General features: G+C 56.0%; 13 protein-coding genes. 5 read left to right on the forward strand and 8 right to left on the reverse strand.

Features of this window, described 5'->3' with window-relative positions; genetic code table 11:
• Positions 1 to 55: 55 nt before the first annotated feature.
• Genes AC1RSM_RS03435 through AC1RSM_RS03445 form a run of 3 tightly spaced genes read left to right on the forward strand, consistent with a single transcriptional unit; the run spans position 56 to position 3,805 of the window.
• Positions 56 to 736 (forward strand): response regulator, encoded by a 681-nt coding sequence (locus AC1RSM_RS03435; RefSeq protein ID WP_492929501.1) that lies wholly within the window; start codon positions 56 to 58, stop codon positions 734 to 736.
• A 38-nt stretch (positions 737 to 774) separates the two neighbouring features.
• Complete coding sequence (locus AC1RSM_RS03440) at positions 775 to 1,914, forward strand: sensor histidine kinase (protein ID WP_492929503.1); 1,140 nt, start codon at positions 775 to 777, stop codon at positions 1,912 to 1,914.
• 55 nt (positions 1,915 to 1,969) lie between these two features.
• The gene (locus AC1RSM_RS03445) at positions 1,970 to 3,805 is read left to right on the forward strand and encodes a potassium transporter Kup (protein ID WP_492931437.1); all 1,836 of its coding nucleotides are present in this window, start codon (positions 1,970 to 1,972) and stop codon (positions 3,803 to 3,805) included.
• 128 nt (positions 3,806 to 3,933) lie between these two features.
• Here the strand turns inward: AC1RSM_RS03445 and AC1RSM_RS03450 are convergent, their stop codons facing one another.
• The 7 genes from AC1RSM_RS03450 to AC1RSM_RS03480 form a co-directional block, all read right to left on the reverse strand.
• On the reverse strand, positions 3,934 to 4,311 hold the full coding sequence (locus tag AC1RSM_RS03450) for a hypothetical protein (RefSeq protein WP_492929505.1): 378 nt from the start codon (positions 4,309 to 4,311) through the stop codon (positions 3,934 to 3,936).
• A 194-nt stretch (positions 4,312 to 4,505) separates the two neighbouring features.
• A complete protein-coding gene (mnhG, locus tag AC1RSM_RS03455; RefSeq protein ID WP_492929507.1) occupies positions 4,506 to 4,919 on the reverse strand; it encodes a monovalent cation/H(+) antiporter subunit G in 414 nt (137 codons plus the stop codon).
• A complete protein-coding gene (locus AC1RSM_RS03460) occupies positions 4,916 to 5,197 on the reverse strand; it encodes a K+/H+ antiporter subunit F (protein ID WP_009461751.1) in 282 nt (93 codons plus the stop codon). The genes mnhG and AC1RSM_RS03460 overlap by 4 nt, the downstream gene beginning before the upstream one ends.
• Positions 5,194 to 5,682, reverse strand: a complete 489-nt coding sequence (locus tag AC1RSM_RS03465; RefSeq protein WP_492929509.1) for a Na+/H+ antiporter subunit E — start codon at positions 5,680 to 5,682, stop codon at positions 5,194 to 5,196. The genes AC1RSM_RS03460 and AC1RSM_RS03465 overlap by 4 nt, the downstream gene beginning before the upstream one ends.
• A complete protein-coding gene (locus tag AC1RSM_RS03470) occupies positions 5,679 to 7,265 on the reverse strand; it encodes a monovalent cation/H+ antiporter subunit D (RefSeq protein ID WP_492931439.1) in 1,587 nt (528 codons plus the stop codon). The genes AC1RSM_RS03465 and AC1RSM_RS03470 overlap by 4 nt, the downstream gene beginning before the upstream one ends.
• A 44-nt stretch (positions 7,266 to 7,309) precedes the next feature.
• The gene (locus AC1RSM_RS03475) at positions 7,310 to 7,651 is read right to left on the reverse strand and encodes a Na+/H+ antiporter subunit C (protein WP_492929511.1); all 342 of its coding nucleotides are present in this window, start codon (positions 7,649 to 7,651) and stop codon (positions 7,310 to 7,312) included.
• Positions 7,651 to 10,578, reverse strand: a complete 2,928-nt coding sequence (locus tag AC1RSM_RS03480) for a monovalent cation/H+ antiporter subunit A (RefSeq protein WP_492929513.1) — start codon at positions 10,576 to 10,578, stop codon at positions 7,651 to 7,653. Before AC1RSM_RS03480 ends, AC1RSM_RS03475 begins: the two co-directional genes overlap by 1 nt.
• 196 nt (positions 10,579 to 10,774) lie before the next feature.
• Between AC1RSM_RS03480 and hemN the strand changes: the two genes are divergently transcribed.
• Together hemN and AC1RSM_RS03490 are read left to right on the forward strand one after the other, a co-directional pair.
• Positions 10,775 to 12,196 carry an oxygen-independent coproporphyrinogen III oxidase gene (gene hemN / locus AC1RSM_RS03485; protein ID WP_492929515.1) on the forward strand — a complete coding sequence of 474 codons (1,422 nt, stop codon included), beginning with the start codon at positions 10,775 to 10,777 and terminating at the stop codon, positions 12,194 to 12,196.
• Positions 12,197 to 12,319: 123 nt separating this feature from the next.
• On the forward strand, positions 12,320 to 13,468 hold the full coding sequence (locus tag AC1RSM_RS03490; RefSeq protein WP_492929517.1) for an NAD(P)H-dependent flavin oxidoreductase: 1,149 nt from the start codon (positions 12,320 to 12,322) through the stop codon (positions 13,466 to 13,468).
• Between the two features lie 102 nt (positions 13,469 to 13,570).
• Here AC1RSM_RS03490 and AC1RSM_RS03495 read toward each other — a convergent pair whose 3' ends face one another.
• Positions 13,571 to 14,107 carry a hypothetical protein gene (locus tag AC1RSM_RS03495; RefSeq protein ID WP_492929519.1) on the reverse strand — a complete coding sequence of 179 codons (537 nt, stop codon included), beginning with the start codon at positions 14,105 to 14,107 and terminating at the stop codon, positions 13,571 to 13,573.
• Between the last annotated feature and the right edge of the window lie 8 nt (positions 14,108 to 14,115).

The raw sequence follows: 14,115 nt of genomic DNA on the forward strand, positions 1-14,115 counted from the left end.
CCCCTCGCATTGTGACTGCAACGCGAGGGGCCAGTTTCGTAATAAAATCGTCCAAATGCGTGTACTAGTTATCGAAGACGACGCCATACTGGGCGCCGCACTGCAAGAATTTCTGAGTGATCAGGGCTATGCCGTTGATTGGCTCCAGGAAGGCGAAAGTGCCTTGAAGGAGCTGGGCGCCCAGGTCTACGACCTTCTGCTTTTAGACCTGAACCTTCCCGGCATCAGTGGCCTGGATGTGCTGCGTCAGTTGCGGCAGAAAGGCAATGCCATCCCCGTTCTGATTCTGACCGCCCGAGATGGCGTGGATGATCGTGTGGGCGGGCTGGACGCCGGTGCAGATGACTATCTCATCAAACCTTTTGATCTGTCTGAGCTGGCTGCTCGCGTGCGGGTGTTTGGTCGCCGTCGCAGTGGTCAGGTGCAACCGGTCATTGATGTAGGGCCGCTCAGTTTTGACACCATAGGCCGTGAGTTGCGCTGCGCAGGTCAACGTGTCACCTTGTCAGTACGCGAACTGTCTGTGCTGGAAATGTTGATGATGCGGGCAGGGCGAGTGGTCACCAAGCAGCAAATTATTAACTCCTTGTCCGCCTGGGATGCCGATTTCAGCGACAATGCGGTCGAAGTCTACGTTTATCGTTTGCGCAAACGCCTGGAAGGCACCGGGGCTGTCATACAGACTGTGCGCGGCTTTGGCTATTTGCTCGATGTGGAGAGCGTGGCCGGAGCGTAACGGTAGCCATGCCAGCTACCTGAAACTTTAGGTCAACCATGCCCGATCAGCACCTTTCTTCAGCCGCCAAAGCCTCTGTATTGAGAGCCTGGCTGGAGCGCTTTCTTGCTCCCGGCTCTTTGGCCCGCAAATTGATGGGCCGGCTATTTCCCCCTATTTCCATTCTGGTGGTGCTCGATTTGAGCGTCACCTGGATTCTGACGCGCCGCATGAGCCTGGAAGATTGGCTGCTGCGTGATATTTTCTGGACGATGGCCTTGAGCCAGGTTTTGCTCGTCAGCCTGATCGCCTGGGTGCTGTTGTCGGGCATTCGCTCCCAGCTTGCCTCTATTGATGATTTGTCCCAGCAGATCCGCAATCGGGCTGATGATGACTTCGAGCGTCTGGATGCCAGTGCCTTGCCTGCCGAGATCGTGCCTTTGGTGGAGCACTTTAACGAATTGCTGGAACGCCAGCGTGATACCTTGCAGGCACAAAAACGGTTTATTGGCCATGCCGCTCACCAATTGCGTACGCCTTTGACGGGCTTGCAGCTGGAGTCCGAGCTGATGCTGGCGCGGCCTTTGCCCGACGATATTCGACAGCGTGCCGAACGCATTAAAAGTGTGTCGGACCGTATGATTCGCCTGGGGCAGCAACTGCTGGTATTGGCGCGTACGGATGCCGATACCAATATCAAAGACAGTTTTGTACGCCTGGACTTGTGCGAATGGACGCGTGAAGAAGGCGGAGACTGGTTTTTGCAGGCACGCCAGCATGGTGCCGAGATCCATTTGCTGGCACCTGAAAAACCAGTGTGGATTGATGCCGCCCCTGTACTCTTGCGTGAATTGCTCTCGAATTTGATGGATAACGCGCTGCGTTACGGGAAAGGGACAGACCGAATTGTGCTGCGCGTAGCCAGCAACCCGCCTTCTTTGTCGGTGGAGGATCACGGTCCCGGTATTGAGGCCAGCGAGCAGCAGCGGGTCTTTGAGGCCTTTTATCGGTCTCCCGGCAGTCAGGCCGGCGGTTCGGGCCTGGGGCTGGCGATTGTGCAGGAAATTGCCCGTGCACACGGGGCCTGGTGGAGCTTGATGAGTCGCCCTGATTTCCCTGGTACCCGTGTCACCATTGTTTTCCCCGGTCCGCGCATTGGTGCGCGTCTGACCCGGCACGATTCTTTAATTGGAAATTAAAGCCTTGAACACAACTACAGAAAACCCCAGAAAAGCGGCTCAGGCCGCCTTGTTGATGGGCGCTTTAGGCGTGGTGTACGGCGATATAGGGACCAGTCCGCTCTACACCATGAAGGTGGCTCTGAGTGCTTACGGGCAGCCCGGTGCAGAGCAGGTCTACGGCGTGCTCTCCTTGTTGTTCTGGTTGCTGACCTTGGTGGTGTCCATCAAATACGTGACGGTCGTGCTGCGCCTGGACAATAAGGGGGAGGGTGGCACCTTGGCCTTGATGGAGCTGGCCGCTCGTGGGCTGCAGGGCCCGCGTAGGCAGGTGATTGTGGTGCTGGGCCTGATCGGGGCGGCCCTGTTTTACGGGGACAGCATCATCACACCCGCAATTTCGGTGATGTCTGCGTTGGAAGGGATAGGCATGGTGTCCCATGTGCTGGACCCCTGGGTAGTGCCTTTGGCCTTGGCGGTTTTAGTAGCTTTGTTTCTGATTCAGTCGCACGGCACCGGCACCATGGGCAAGTTGTTTGGTCCCATCATGCTGCTGTGGTTTCTGGTTCTGGGTGGCCTGGGCTTGTGGCGCGTGATTGAGCATCCGCAAGTTCTGATGGCCTTGGACCCACGATGGGCAATTGCCTTTATTGCCGAGGCTCCCTGGCAAACCTTTTTGCTTCTGGGCGCTCTGGTGTTGGCGCTGACGGGAGCGGAGGCTTTGTATGCCGATATGGGCCATTTTGGTCGTCCCATGATTCGCCGGGCCTGGTTTCTGATTGTGATGCCTTGCCTGGTGCTGTGTTATTTCGGCCAAGGGGCCTTGCTGATTTCTGATCCGGCCGCTATTCGGAATCCCTTTTTCTTTCTGGCTCCCAATTGGGCTTTGGTGCCTATGGTGATGCTGGCAACCGTAGCCACCGTGATTGCGTCCCAATCTGTGATCTCCGGGGCGTTTTCGGTGACTCGGCAGGCGGTGCAGCTGGGATTTTGGCCCCGCATGGTTATTCAACACACGTCGGCCAAGGAAGAGGGGCAGATTTATCTGCCGCGAGTCAACCTGTTGCTGTGTGTAGCCGTCATGATTTTGGTGGTCAGTTTTGGCTCTTCGGATAGTCTGGCTCACGCTTACGGCTTTGCGGTAACGGGCACCATGCTGATGACCAGCCTGCTGGCTATTGTGCTGTTGCCCCGCCAAGCCAGTGGCATCAAGCGTTGGGCTTGGCTGATTTTGCTGGCTATCTTCTTGATTCTGGATGTGTTGCTGTTTTCGGCCAATGCTCTCAAGGTGCTGGATGGTGGCTGGCTGCCTCTGCTGGTGGGAGCGGTTCTGCTGGGATTGATGCTGACCTGGAGACATGGTCGTGCTGTTTTGCACGAACGTTTGCTGGAAAACAAACAACCTTTAAAAGAGTTTTTGCTGAATCTTGAGGAGTATTCGCCCACCCGTGTGCCTGGCACAGCGGTGTTCATGAGCACCATTCCAGATTCGGTGCCACCTGCCTTATTGCATAACCTTAAACACAATAAAGTGTTGCATGAACAGGTGCTGTTTTTGACAGTGACCAGCGAAGGTGTGCCCTATGTTCCCTTTGGGGAGCGTTATACCTTGCAGCGTTTGGGGCGCGGCAGTTGGCAGGCAATCGCATCATGGGGCTTTAAACAAGAACCCAACGTGCCGCAATTACTGGAACAGATTACGTTGGAGCACCCCGAGCTGAATCTGGAGCCTATGCAGACTTCTTATTTCTTGTCGCGTCAGACAGTAATGATTCAGTCGCGGCAGCCGTGGTATTTGGGCTGGCGCCGCCGTTTGTTTGCTTTCATGGCTAGAAATGCCAGCCGAAGCACACGATTTTTCAAGATTCCGCCCAATCGAGTGGTAGAGATGGGCATACAGGTCGAGCTATAAGCTGAAATGAAGAATGGGCCGTAAGGCCCATTCTTCATTAAGGATCAAATTTGATGTCTGCTAGTTGGGACAAATCAGATTTGAGCCTGTGTCACTGCTAGTCGTGCAGTTATCCAGTGTCGGTACATTTACTGCACGGGGACCACCGTGGTGGTTTCGCGCAAAATACCGCCGCCTTCCACACTACCGCGTACGGTCGTATCTTGACCGGTCATGGACTTCAAGCAGTCTTGCTGGCGGTCAACAGGTAGGCGATGGCAGCGTGCCTGGCGGTTCGCATCCAGATTGGAATTGTGCTGCTCCAGCTTATTGTGGCGTTCTGCCTGCAGGGCTGCACCCGCTTCACGTCGGCAGGTCTTGCGCTGCTCGCCGCTGAATTGGTCGCAGTGCTGCACATCTTGCTGGTAGTTATGGGTAGCAGTTTGAGCCCAGGCAGCAGAGGACAGTAAACCTAGACTAAGCAGGCCGGCACTCAAAATTCGTGTTGGGCGTGTAGTTAAACTCATCTATCTCACTCCTTGACTTGCTAAGGGAATCACCGGCTTGGCGAGCACTGTTATGAGTCATCATGAGCAGGCCGCAAAGCCCCGAAAATAACTGCGTAGGAGGCAAGCCTCGATACGCAGTGAACACTAGTCAGTATAAGTGTTGCTCTTGTAAGTGAGGGCAATAAAAAATTTCTAAAGCCCTTGCCGTCTTTTTAGTCCTTGCTGGTGTCGGATTCAACAGGCTGTTTGGGAGCGGGTGCCTTGTGGGGCATGTCCAGGTAGCCAGGCTCGTCCGGGCCATACTCGGCCAGACGTTGGCGGTGTTCGCGTTTGATCGCGGCGCGCATCAAGAAAATAGCGGTGACTGGCGAGGTGATGATCAGCAGCACGCTAATGATGAGCGGATGCAAAATAGGCCGGCTCATCAGGTGGCTGGCGCTGATCGCGACGGCCAGAACCATGAAAAACGTACCCAAGGTATTACCCATGGTGGGTGCGTGGATACGTGAATAAAAGTGCTTGAAACGCAGTAAACCGGCAGAGCCCACCAGCGAAACAACGCCGCTCAGTACAAGTAAAAGTGCGACCGGCACAGCCAGCCACCAAGGCAATAGAGGCGTACTCATGGCTCGATAACCTCCGCGCGCAGCAGGAATTTGGCCATAGCAGCCGAACCTACAAAGCCAAACAGGGCAATGAGCAGGGCTATGTCAAAGTACAGGGTGGAGTCAAAACGGATACCCAAAGCCAGCAAGGCCAGCATGCCGTTGATGTACATGGTGTCCAGCGCCAGCACGCGATCGGCTGCCGAGGGGCCTTTTAGCAGGCGTATGACGGCGCAGCCCATGCCCAGCACAAAGCAGCCCAAGGCAAACTGACAGGCCCAATAAACAATGTCTATCATTGGAAAATCTCCAGTAGCGGCGACTCGTAGCGCTTCTGAATGGTGTCTAACCACTGCTGTTCGTCTTGCAGGTCCAGAATATGCAAGGTCAGGATGCGGGTTTCGTAATCGAAGCCGGACCAGACCGTACCAGGGGTGTAGGTAATGATGCAGGCCAGTGCCGCCAAACCGTGCGGGTCTGTCAGGCGTAGCGGAATGGCCAGAAAACCGGGGCGCGGTGCTTTGCTGCCTTTTAAAACCAGGTGGCCCACTGCGATATTGGAGAGCACGATATCCCAGGCAACCTGAGCAATCAGCTTCAAAGCCAGGAAAGGGTGACGGATACTGGCTTTGACAGGGCGAAACGGAATAGCGGCCAGGCTCAGCGCGCCTGCCAGAAAAAGACCCAGCACCAAGTAACCCGGTGAGACCGAATCGTTTAGCAGCAGCCACAGAGCCAGCAGTAGCAAGGGCAGGAAGAGATGTTTGGTATAGCGTCTCATCATAATCCTTCAGCTTGGACAGAACGCATGGGGTTTTGCCGCAAGACGGAACCGATATAAATACGGGGCTCATCCAACTGGTGGGCCGTTTGCTCCAGATAAGTGGTAATGGGGCCTGCGTACCAGCTCAAGATCCCGCAAGCGACGATGATGCTGGCAATGGGTGCCGCTTCGATCAGCTTTAAGCGCGGAATAGTCAGCGAGCTATTGCTCCAGAACAGACGAATCCCAACCCGGACCATGGCGATCAAACCGGCTACCCCAGAAATCAGCACGGCGGCGGTCAGAATCCAGGCGTTCAATGGCTCGGGAGATTGGCCCGAGGCTTTCAATGCCGCGGTCAACAAGGACAGCTTGGCGACAAAGCCAGACAGGGGCGGCAGGCCCACAATCAGCAAGGCACAAGCAATAAAAGACATACCCAGGAAGACCATCACGCCTGGAATGGCGACCCCGACCACATCGTCGCTATGGTCGTCAGATTCCGGGTCATCTAGGTCGAAAACTTCCTGGCTGACGGCCAGAAGGTCGGCACCAAAGGGCTTGGTACGGCTGACCAGTTCCAGCAGAAGGAAGAACGCCCCCAACGCCAACACACTGCTGAGCATGTAGTAGAGCGCGGGGCCGGTCAGGATGACGCCGGGCATGCCCAACGCCGCCAGCAAGGTGCCCGAGGACACAATAATGCAGTAGCTGGCCAGTCTTTCTGGTTGCTGTGCCGCCATCACCCCGATAGCACCGAAGGCCAGAGTGGCAATACCGGCTGGGAACATCCAGGCAACCCCAAAAGCAGCGGGAGCACCGGTGGGCAACAGCAAAGAGCCGATGCGCAGCAGGGCGTAGATCCCCACTTTGGTCATGATGGCAAACATGGCCGCAACCGGGGCGCTGGCATTGCCATACGCATTGGGCAGCCACAGGTTCAAGGGCCAGGCGGCAGCCTTGATCAAGAAGGCAATTCCCAAGATAGCCATTGCCGATTCAAAGACCAGACGGTCCGAGTCCGGCATAGAGCCTGCTCGTAAGGCCAGATCCGCCATGTTCAAGGTGCCAGTCACGCCATAGACCATGGCAATGGCAATCAGCAGCAAGAAAGAGGAAATCAGGTTGACGGCAATATAGTGCAGGCCAGCGCTGACGCGGGCTGCGCCCGAACCGTGCAGCATCAGCCCATAGGAGGCCGCCAGCAGGACTTCGAAGAATACAAACAGGTTGAATAGGTCGCCCGTCAGGAAGGCACCGTTCAAACCCATGAGCAAGAGCTGGAACAAGGAGTGGAAATGCACCCCGACGCGATCCCAGCGGGCCAGCGAATAGAACCAGCAGCAAAAAGCCAGGACGTTGGTCAGAACCAGCAAGAAGGCAGCCAAGCGATCGACCACCAGCACAATCCCAAAGGGAGCTGGCCAGTCACCCAGCAAATAGACGCCTACGGCTTGTGGCCAGATCGGGGCCAGCGTGCCATCGGCCAGCAAAAGAAGGTAGACAGCACAAAACAGCTGGGCCAACAGGGAGCTGAAAGCAACCAGGAGTTTGTAGTGACGACGCTTGTCGCGCAGCATCACCATCAAAGCCGCTGCGATCATGGGAATGGCAACGGGCAATACGGGCAAGTGTTGATTGAGTAGACTCACAGATCGTCTTCCTCACGGCCATCAACGTGGTCAGTGCCGCTCAAGCCGCGATTGGCCAGAATGACAACCAGAAACAGGGCGGTGGTGGCAAAGCCGATCACAATGGCGGTCAGCACCAAAGCCTGGGGCAGGGGGTCCGCATAGCTGGCCCCCAGATCGTTGGAATTGATCACCGGTGCTGCACTGATTTTGAGCCTACCCATACTGAAGATAAACAAGTTGACGGCATACGAGACCAGAGCCAGTCCCATAATGAATTGAAAGGTACGAGGGCGTAGCAAGAGCCAGACGCCTGAGCCTGCTAATACACCGATGGCAATAGAGAGCACGAGTTCCATTATTTGTTCTCCATCCCGGAAACGGCGTCCGAGGCGGAACGCAAGGAAGGCAGTTTGCGATAAAAACGTAGGGATTGGTGAGCCAGGGCGACCAGAATCAAAATGGTGGAACCAATGACCAGCATAAAGACCCCGATGTCGAAGATCAGTGCGCTAGAGGTATGCACATCGCCAATCAAAGGCAGGTGCAGATCCCAGTTCTGGGCCGCCAGGAAGGGCTTGTTAAAGGCCCAGACCAGCATGGCAGCAACGCCAGCGGTCAGCAGGCCTAAACCAATCCAGGTCTGTGGCTGAATCAAAGGACGCGATTCCATCCACACCACACCACTGACCATGTATTGCAAGATAATGCCGGTGGCCATAATCAGGCCGCCCACAAAACCGCCCCCGGGCAGATTGTGGCCGCGCAGCAGGAAGTACAAGGCAATAAGAGTGGAAATGGGCAACAGCAAACGCAGCAAGACAGCTGGAATCTGCATAATGCCTTCCGGTAGCTCCGCTTTGGGATCGGGCTCCACAAAGACAGCTTCGCGGCTATCGGCTACATTCTGGCGACGTGCCAAGGGCTGAGCAATCGCTTCGATTGGTGGACGGAAACGCCGCAGCAGAGCGAACACAGTCAGGGCCACAATGCCTAGCACCACGATCTCACCGAAGGTATCAAAGCCACGGAAGTCGACCAGAATCACGTTGACCACGTTAGCTCCACCGCCCAAGGGCAGTGCTTTCTCAATAAAGAAGGGCGAGATACCGCTGGGGTGAGGGCGGGTCATCATGGCATACGCCAGGGCGGCAATGCCGGCTCCAGCCAAGATGGCAATAATCAAGTCACGACTACGGCGCAGCAGCGCACGGCCACTATTGTCCTGGCCGCCAGGCATATCGCTGACACGCTGGGGCAGCCAGCGCAGGCCCAGCAAAATCAGCACCACTGTGACCACTTCTACCGCAAGCTGCGTGAGTGCCAGATCGGGGGCAGACAGCCAGGCAAAGGTCAGACTGGTGACCAAACCAGCACCGCCAGACAGCAGCAAGGACGCGGGTCGGTGGAATTTGGCCTGACGAGCCGCACCAATGGCACATGCAATCCCGACAGCCCACATAAGCGCAAAGAATGGGTCAATCGGAGTGAAGATCATGGACTTGAACCAGTTGCCACGCGCCAGAGGCAGGGCGGCCACGCACAGTGTTGCCACGATAATCAACAGCATCTGTCGTTGCAGGCGGGGCGAGTACAGCTTGCCCACGGCCCAGTTGGAGGCCACTTCCAGATACTCCATGATGAGTTCAAAGAAGCGACGTCCGTCGGCACGCGTCAGCAAGGGGGTACGGCCTTGGCGGTTCTTGTAGAAACGGTTGATGATCAATACCAGCAACACGCCAATCACTGTTGCCACCAGACTCATGATCAAGGGCAGATTCACCCCATGCCACAAGGCCAGATCATACTGGGGCATGTCCGAGCCCAGGATGGCACTGGCGGCGGTATGCAGGAAAGGACCAAAGGTCAGGCTAGGAATGACGCCGACCAGCAGACAGGTCAAAACCAGAATGGCACTGGGGATCAGCATGCGACGCGGGGGCTCATGCGGTTCACGCGGCAGGTCCTTGGCGACAGGGCCAAAGAATACCTGGGCAATAAAGCGCAGTGAATAAGCCACGCTGAACGAGCCCGCGATCACGGCCACAGCGGGCAGCAGGTATTCCCAGGTACTGCCGTTGCTGGCCAGTATGGTCTCGGCAAAGAACATTTCTTTGGAGATAAAGCCATTGAGCAAAGGCACACCGGCCATGGCTGCCGCCGCCACCGTGGCAAGCGTCGCCGTCAGGGGCATGGCATGGCGCAGGCCCGACAGACGGTTCAGGTTACGAGTTCCGGTCTCGTGATCCACAATGCCCGCCGCCATGAACAAGGAGGCCTTGAAGGTAGCGTGATTCATCATGTGGAAAAGAGCGGCCACCAGCGCCAGCGGGCTATTTAAGCCCAGCAGCAAGGTAATCAGCCCAAGGTGACTGATGGTGGAATACGCCAGTACGCCTTTCATGTCGCGCTGGAACATGGCCACATAGGCACCCAAGGTCAGCGAACACAGACCGGCGCCGCCAATAATGACGGCCCACTCGGTGGTGCCCGCCAAGGCAGGCCATAGACGTGCGAGCAGGAAGACCCCCGCCTTCACCATGGTGGCCGAGTGCAAATACGCAGATACCGGGGTAGGTGCCGCCATGGCGTGGGGCAACCAGATGTGGAAAGGAAACTGGGCGCTTTTGGTCAGCGCACCCAGTGCAATCAGAATCAGCATCCCGGTGTACCAGGGATGGTTACGGATCTGATCACCAGAGGCCAGTACGACGCTCAGGTCGTAGCTGCCAGCGGCCTGACCCAGCATCAGTACACCGGCCAGCAGGCAAAAACCGCCGGTGCCGGTAATGATGAGGGACATACGCGCCCCCCGGCGAGCATCCATGCGGTGATACCAATAGGCAATCAGCATGAAAGACGACAGGCTGGTCAACTCCCAAAACACCACCAGCTGAATCAGGTTGCCTGACAGGACAACGCCCAGCATGGAGCCCATAAAGGCTTGCAGGAAGGAGAAAAAGCGTCGAACCGGATCCTGCGCAGACAGGTAGTAGTGCGCGTACAGGGCAATCAATGCCCCCATCGAGGTAATGATGACGCTAAACAGCCAGGCATACCCGTCCATGCGCAGCTTGAAAGTCAGCCCATGCGCAGGTATCCAGGATCGAGAAGACTCAAGTACCTCTCCCGAAGCGATATCGGGATAGGCGTAGAGCGTGAGCAGGGCGCAAGTAACGGCGACCGTTCCTGCAAGAGATGCCTGGAGTTTGCGAGAGTTCGCGGGCATCAGGGAAGATAGCAGGCTACCAATAAATGGCAGTGCTAGGATCACGAGCAAATACATCTGACTCCAACAGGCGGTAATTTAGGCGGCTAGCGCTTAATAATACGATATATGAAGCTAAATTCAGCCCAACAGTGATAAAAAAAGCGTTTTTTTAGTTATTGCGGTCTTGATGCAGGTCAAGCGGCTGCCTGCGGTTTTCTCTCACAATGAATGCTTGTCAAGAAGAAACAGGTCTCTAGCAGGAGGACCCTTTATGCCGCAAACCCTGGAAGCATCGGACGCCAATGTGCCCACTGCGCAGGATATAGAAATCTCTGAAGCCCTGATCAGGCGCTTTGATCGTTCCGGACCGCGTTATACCTCCTACCCCACCGCAGACCGTTTTTTCCAGGACTTTCCCGCCCAGCCCTACATCCACGAACTGTCACGACGTGCCCTGAGCAGTAGCAACCCGCCCTTGTCGGTTTATCTGCACATTCCGTTTTGCCAATCGCTTTGCTATTTTTGCGCCTGCAACAAAATCATTACGCAAGATCGTAGCAAGAGCGAACAGTATCTGGATTACCTGCTGCGCGAAATCGACATGGTTACCCAATATATGGGGGAAGACCGTCGGACCGAACAGCTGCACCTGGGTGGCGGTTCCCCTACTTTTCTGGACAATGAACAACTGGCCCGCCTGATGGCCAAGCTCAAGGAGCATTTCTCGTTCACCGCCGATGCCGAACTGGGCATCGAAATTGACCCCCGTACACTGGCAGACGGTACGCTTCAGAACTTGGCGGCTCTGGGCTTTAACCGCACCAGCTTTGGGGTACAGGACTTTGACCCCCAAGTGCAAAAGGCGATCAATCGTATCCAGCCTTTCGAGATGGTCAAACGTGCGATTGAAGATGGTCGGGCGGCCGGCTTTCAATCCATCAATACGGATTTGATCTACGGTTTGCCCCTGCAAACCCTGGATAGTTTTGCAGTCACCATCGACTCCCTGGTGCAACTGCGCCCTGACCGCATCGCTCTCTATAACTACGCGCACCTGCCTACACGCTTCAAGGCTCAGCGCCTTATCAATGAAGAAGAGCTGCCGGACGCTGATCAACGCCTGCAATTGTTCCTGATGTCTTCCCAGCGCTTGCTGGACGCAGGTTACGTCTATATCGGTCTGGATCACTTTGCTTTGCCCTCGGACGAACTCAACCTGGCTCGTCTGGACGGCAGTTTGCATCGCAATTTCCAGGGCTACACCACACGTGCAGCCTGTGACCTGGTTTCCTTCGGGGTTTCGTCTATTGGTCAGGTGGGCAGCATGCACGTGCAAAACGCCCGCAGTCTGCGCAATTACTACGCCGATATTGATCGGGGTCGCCTGCCTATCGAGCGGGGGATTGTGATGCAGCAGGATGATCGTTTGCGTGCCGAAGTCATCATGCATTTGATGTGCAGCATGCCGGTGCCCATTGTGCGCCTGGAAGCCCGCTATGGCATTGATTTCGCCAGCTACTTTGCTGGTGAGCTGCAAGAGCTCAATAGCTATGCAGAGGCAGGCTTGCTGACGGTGGACAGCCAGTCCATTCAGGTCACGCCCAAAGGCCGCTTGTTTGTACGTGCCTACAGCATGGTATTTGACAAGTACTTGAGCCAGGAAAGCGGCGCTCGTTACTCCCGCCTGATTTAACTTAGTGGCCGTTCTCTTTGAGGCGGCCACGATTCTTTTGCCCTGTTTCTGGTCCCGACGTGGCCGGCAGGTTCTTGCATCAACCTAAGGTATAACATCGTGCTAAAGACGGATTTACGTCTCATGTCCCTGAAGGGAAAACTGCTTTTGCCTATTGTTCAAGGAGGCATGGGAGTCGGTGTTTCGGCTTCTCGGCTGGCTGGAACTGTAGCTGCTCTGGGCGGGCTGGGGACGATCTCCAGCGTGGATTTGCGGCGGCATCATGAGGATTTGATGGACAGCACTCAGGGTGATGTCGAAAAAGGCGTGGTGGATGCCGCTAACTTGCAGGCCTTGGACCGCGAAATCACGCGTGCTCGAGAACGCTCGGCGGGCAAGGGGGCAGTAGCGGTCAATATCATGAAGGCCGTTTCGCAGTATCCCGAATATGTGCGTCAGTCCTGCGAGAGCGGGGCGGACGCGGTGGTGGTGGGCGCTGGCCTGCCTCTGGATTTGCCTGAACTGGTTCAGGATCATCCCAAAGTGGCTTTAATTCCAATTTTGTCCGATGTGCGCGGTGTGACTTTGCTGGTCAAAAAATGGCTGCGTCGCAAGCGCTTGCCAGATGCCGTGGTACTGGAAAATCCCCGATTCGCCGCAGGCCACTTAGGTGCCCCGGATGACCAATCCCTGAGCAAACCCGAATACGCGTTTCAGCGTGTTTTGGAAGGTTGCCGTGCCTTGTTCCGTGAAATGGGTCTGGAAGCCGAGCGTATCCCCTTGATCGCTGCCGGTGGTATCCATCGCCCTGAACAACTGCGCCAGTTAATGGATTGGGGCGCGGACGGGGTTCAGATGGGGACCGCATTTGCAGTCACCGACGAAGGCGATGCGCACGAAAATTTCAAGCGGGTGCTGTTGAATGCCGAAGCCAAGGATATCGTTACCTTCATGAGTGTGGCAGGTTTGCCCGCTCGTGCGGTTCGTACCCCTTGGCTGGATGCCTATCTGCATAAAGAGCAGAAGTTGCAGTCGGTGGCGCGTGAGCGTGCTTGCTCTGAAGGCTTTGATTGCCTGGCCCATTGCGGTCTGCGCGATGGCGTTCAGCGTCATGGGCAGTTTTGTATCGACCGCCAGTTGGCTTACGCCTTGAAAGGGGATGTCCAGCGTGGCCTGTTCTTCCGTAGCTCGGAAGCGCTGCCTTTTGGCAAAGCCATGAAGTCGGTGCGCGAGTTGATGGACTATATGCTGAATGGGCGCAGTAAAGAGCCAGGCGTGATTCCCGCTGGCTGAGCTTGCCGTCACCATTACTAGGTTTGTTTAGTCACAAAACAAGAAACGGAGCCGTATTGAAGGGCTCCGTTTCGTTTTTTCAAGACCGACAGTTCCAGGGCACTAGCCCTTGATTTCGCGTATTAAACCTTCTTCGCCGCCATCAATCGTATGAACGGCTTCGCGTCGCTGGCTTTCAAGCCTGAGGCGTCGGGCGATTTCGTAGCATTCATCAATATGTTGGTTGCCCACTTTGCGCAGCACGATATAGCTGATGGAGGCCGAAATGGCGCTACCGATTAAAGGTACATATTTCGCACCGTATTTACCCGCCAGTTTTTTTGCACCCAGACGCACCAGAATATTGATCACCCGATCCGTCGTTAGCACGCGTCCTGCCAGACCCAGGCCCATGCTGGCCCCACCGACGACCACTAGCTTTTTAAGTTCAGGACTTAGGCCGTCCACATCTTGCGCAGTCAGCCCAAAACGGGAATTGATGATGGGGATGATCTTCATCAGGATCGCGACGTCCGCCCCCACATCCACACCGGGAATGGGCACTACCGCAGCGGCCGCTGAGAGCAGGGCACGCCGGCTGATCAACTTGCGGCATTCTTCGCGGGTCTTGTCCAGCTCTTCTATTGTCATTGTGCTCATGAGTCAGT

Source organism: Alcaligenes sp. GW821-FHT11D07 (genome assembly GCF_058808495.1).

Coding starts and splice junctions, on each gene's coding strand:
- AC1RSM_RS03475 (WP_492929511.1), bottom strand. CDS start 7,651: ATGGAACTCGTGCTCTCTATTGCCATCGGTGTATTAGCAGGCTCAGGC.
- AC1RSM_RS03470 (WP_492931439.1), bottom strand. CDS start 7,265: ATGATCGCAGCGGCTTTGATGGTGATGCTGCGCGACAAGCGTCGTCAC.
- AC1RSM_RS03460 (WP_009461751.1), bottom strand. CDS start 5,197: ATGATAGACATTGTTTATTGGGCCTGTCAGTTTGCCTTGGGCTGCTTT.
- AC1RSM_RS03435 (WP_492929501.1), top strand. CDS start 56: ATGCGTGTACTAGTTATCGAAGACGACGCCATACTGGGCGCCGCACTG.
- AC1RSM_RS03495 (WP_492929519.1), bottom strand. CDS start 14,107: ATGAGCACAATGACAATAGAAGAGCTGGACAAGACCCGCGAAGAATGC.
- mnhG (WP_492929507.1), bottom strand. CDS start 4,919: ATGAGTACGCCTCTATTGCCTTGGTGGCTGGCTGTGCCGGTCGCACTT.
- AC1RSM_RS03450 (WP_492929505.1), bottom strand. CDS start 4,311: ATGAGTTTAACTACACGCCCAACACGAATTTTGAGTGCCGGCCTGCTT.
- AC1RSM_RS03465 (WP_492929509.1), bottom strand. CDS start 5,682: ATGATGAGACGCTATACCAAACATCTCTTCCTGCCCTTGCTACTGCTG.
- AC1RSM_RS03490 (WP_492929517.1), top strand. CDS start 12,320: ATGTCCCTGAAGGGAAAACTGCTTTTGCCTATTGTTCAAGGAGGCATG.
- AC1RSM_RS03445 (WP_492931437.1), top strand. CDS start 1,970: ATGGGCGCTTTAGGCGTGGTGTACGGCGATATAGGGACCAGTCCGCTC.
- hemN (WP_492929515.1), top strand. CDS start 10,775: ATGCCGCAAACCCTGGAAGCATCGGACGCCAATGTGCCCACTGCGCAG.
- AC1RSM_RS03440 (WP_492929503.1), top strand. CDS start 775: ATGCCCGATCAGCACCTTTCTTCAGCCGCCAAAGCCTCTGTATTGAGA.
- AC1RSM_RS03480 (WP_492929513.1), bottom strand. CDS start 10,578: ATGTATTTGCTCGTGATCCTAGCACTGCCATTTATTGGTAGCCTGCTA.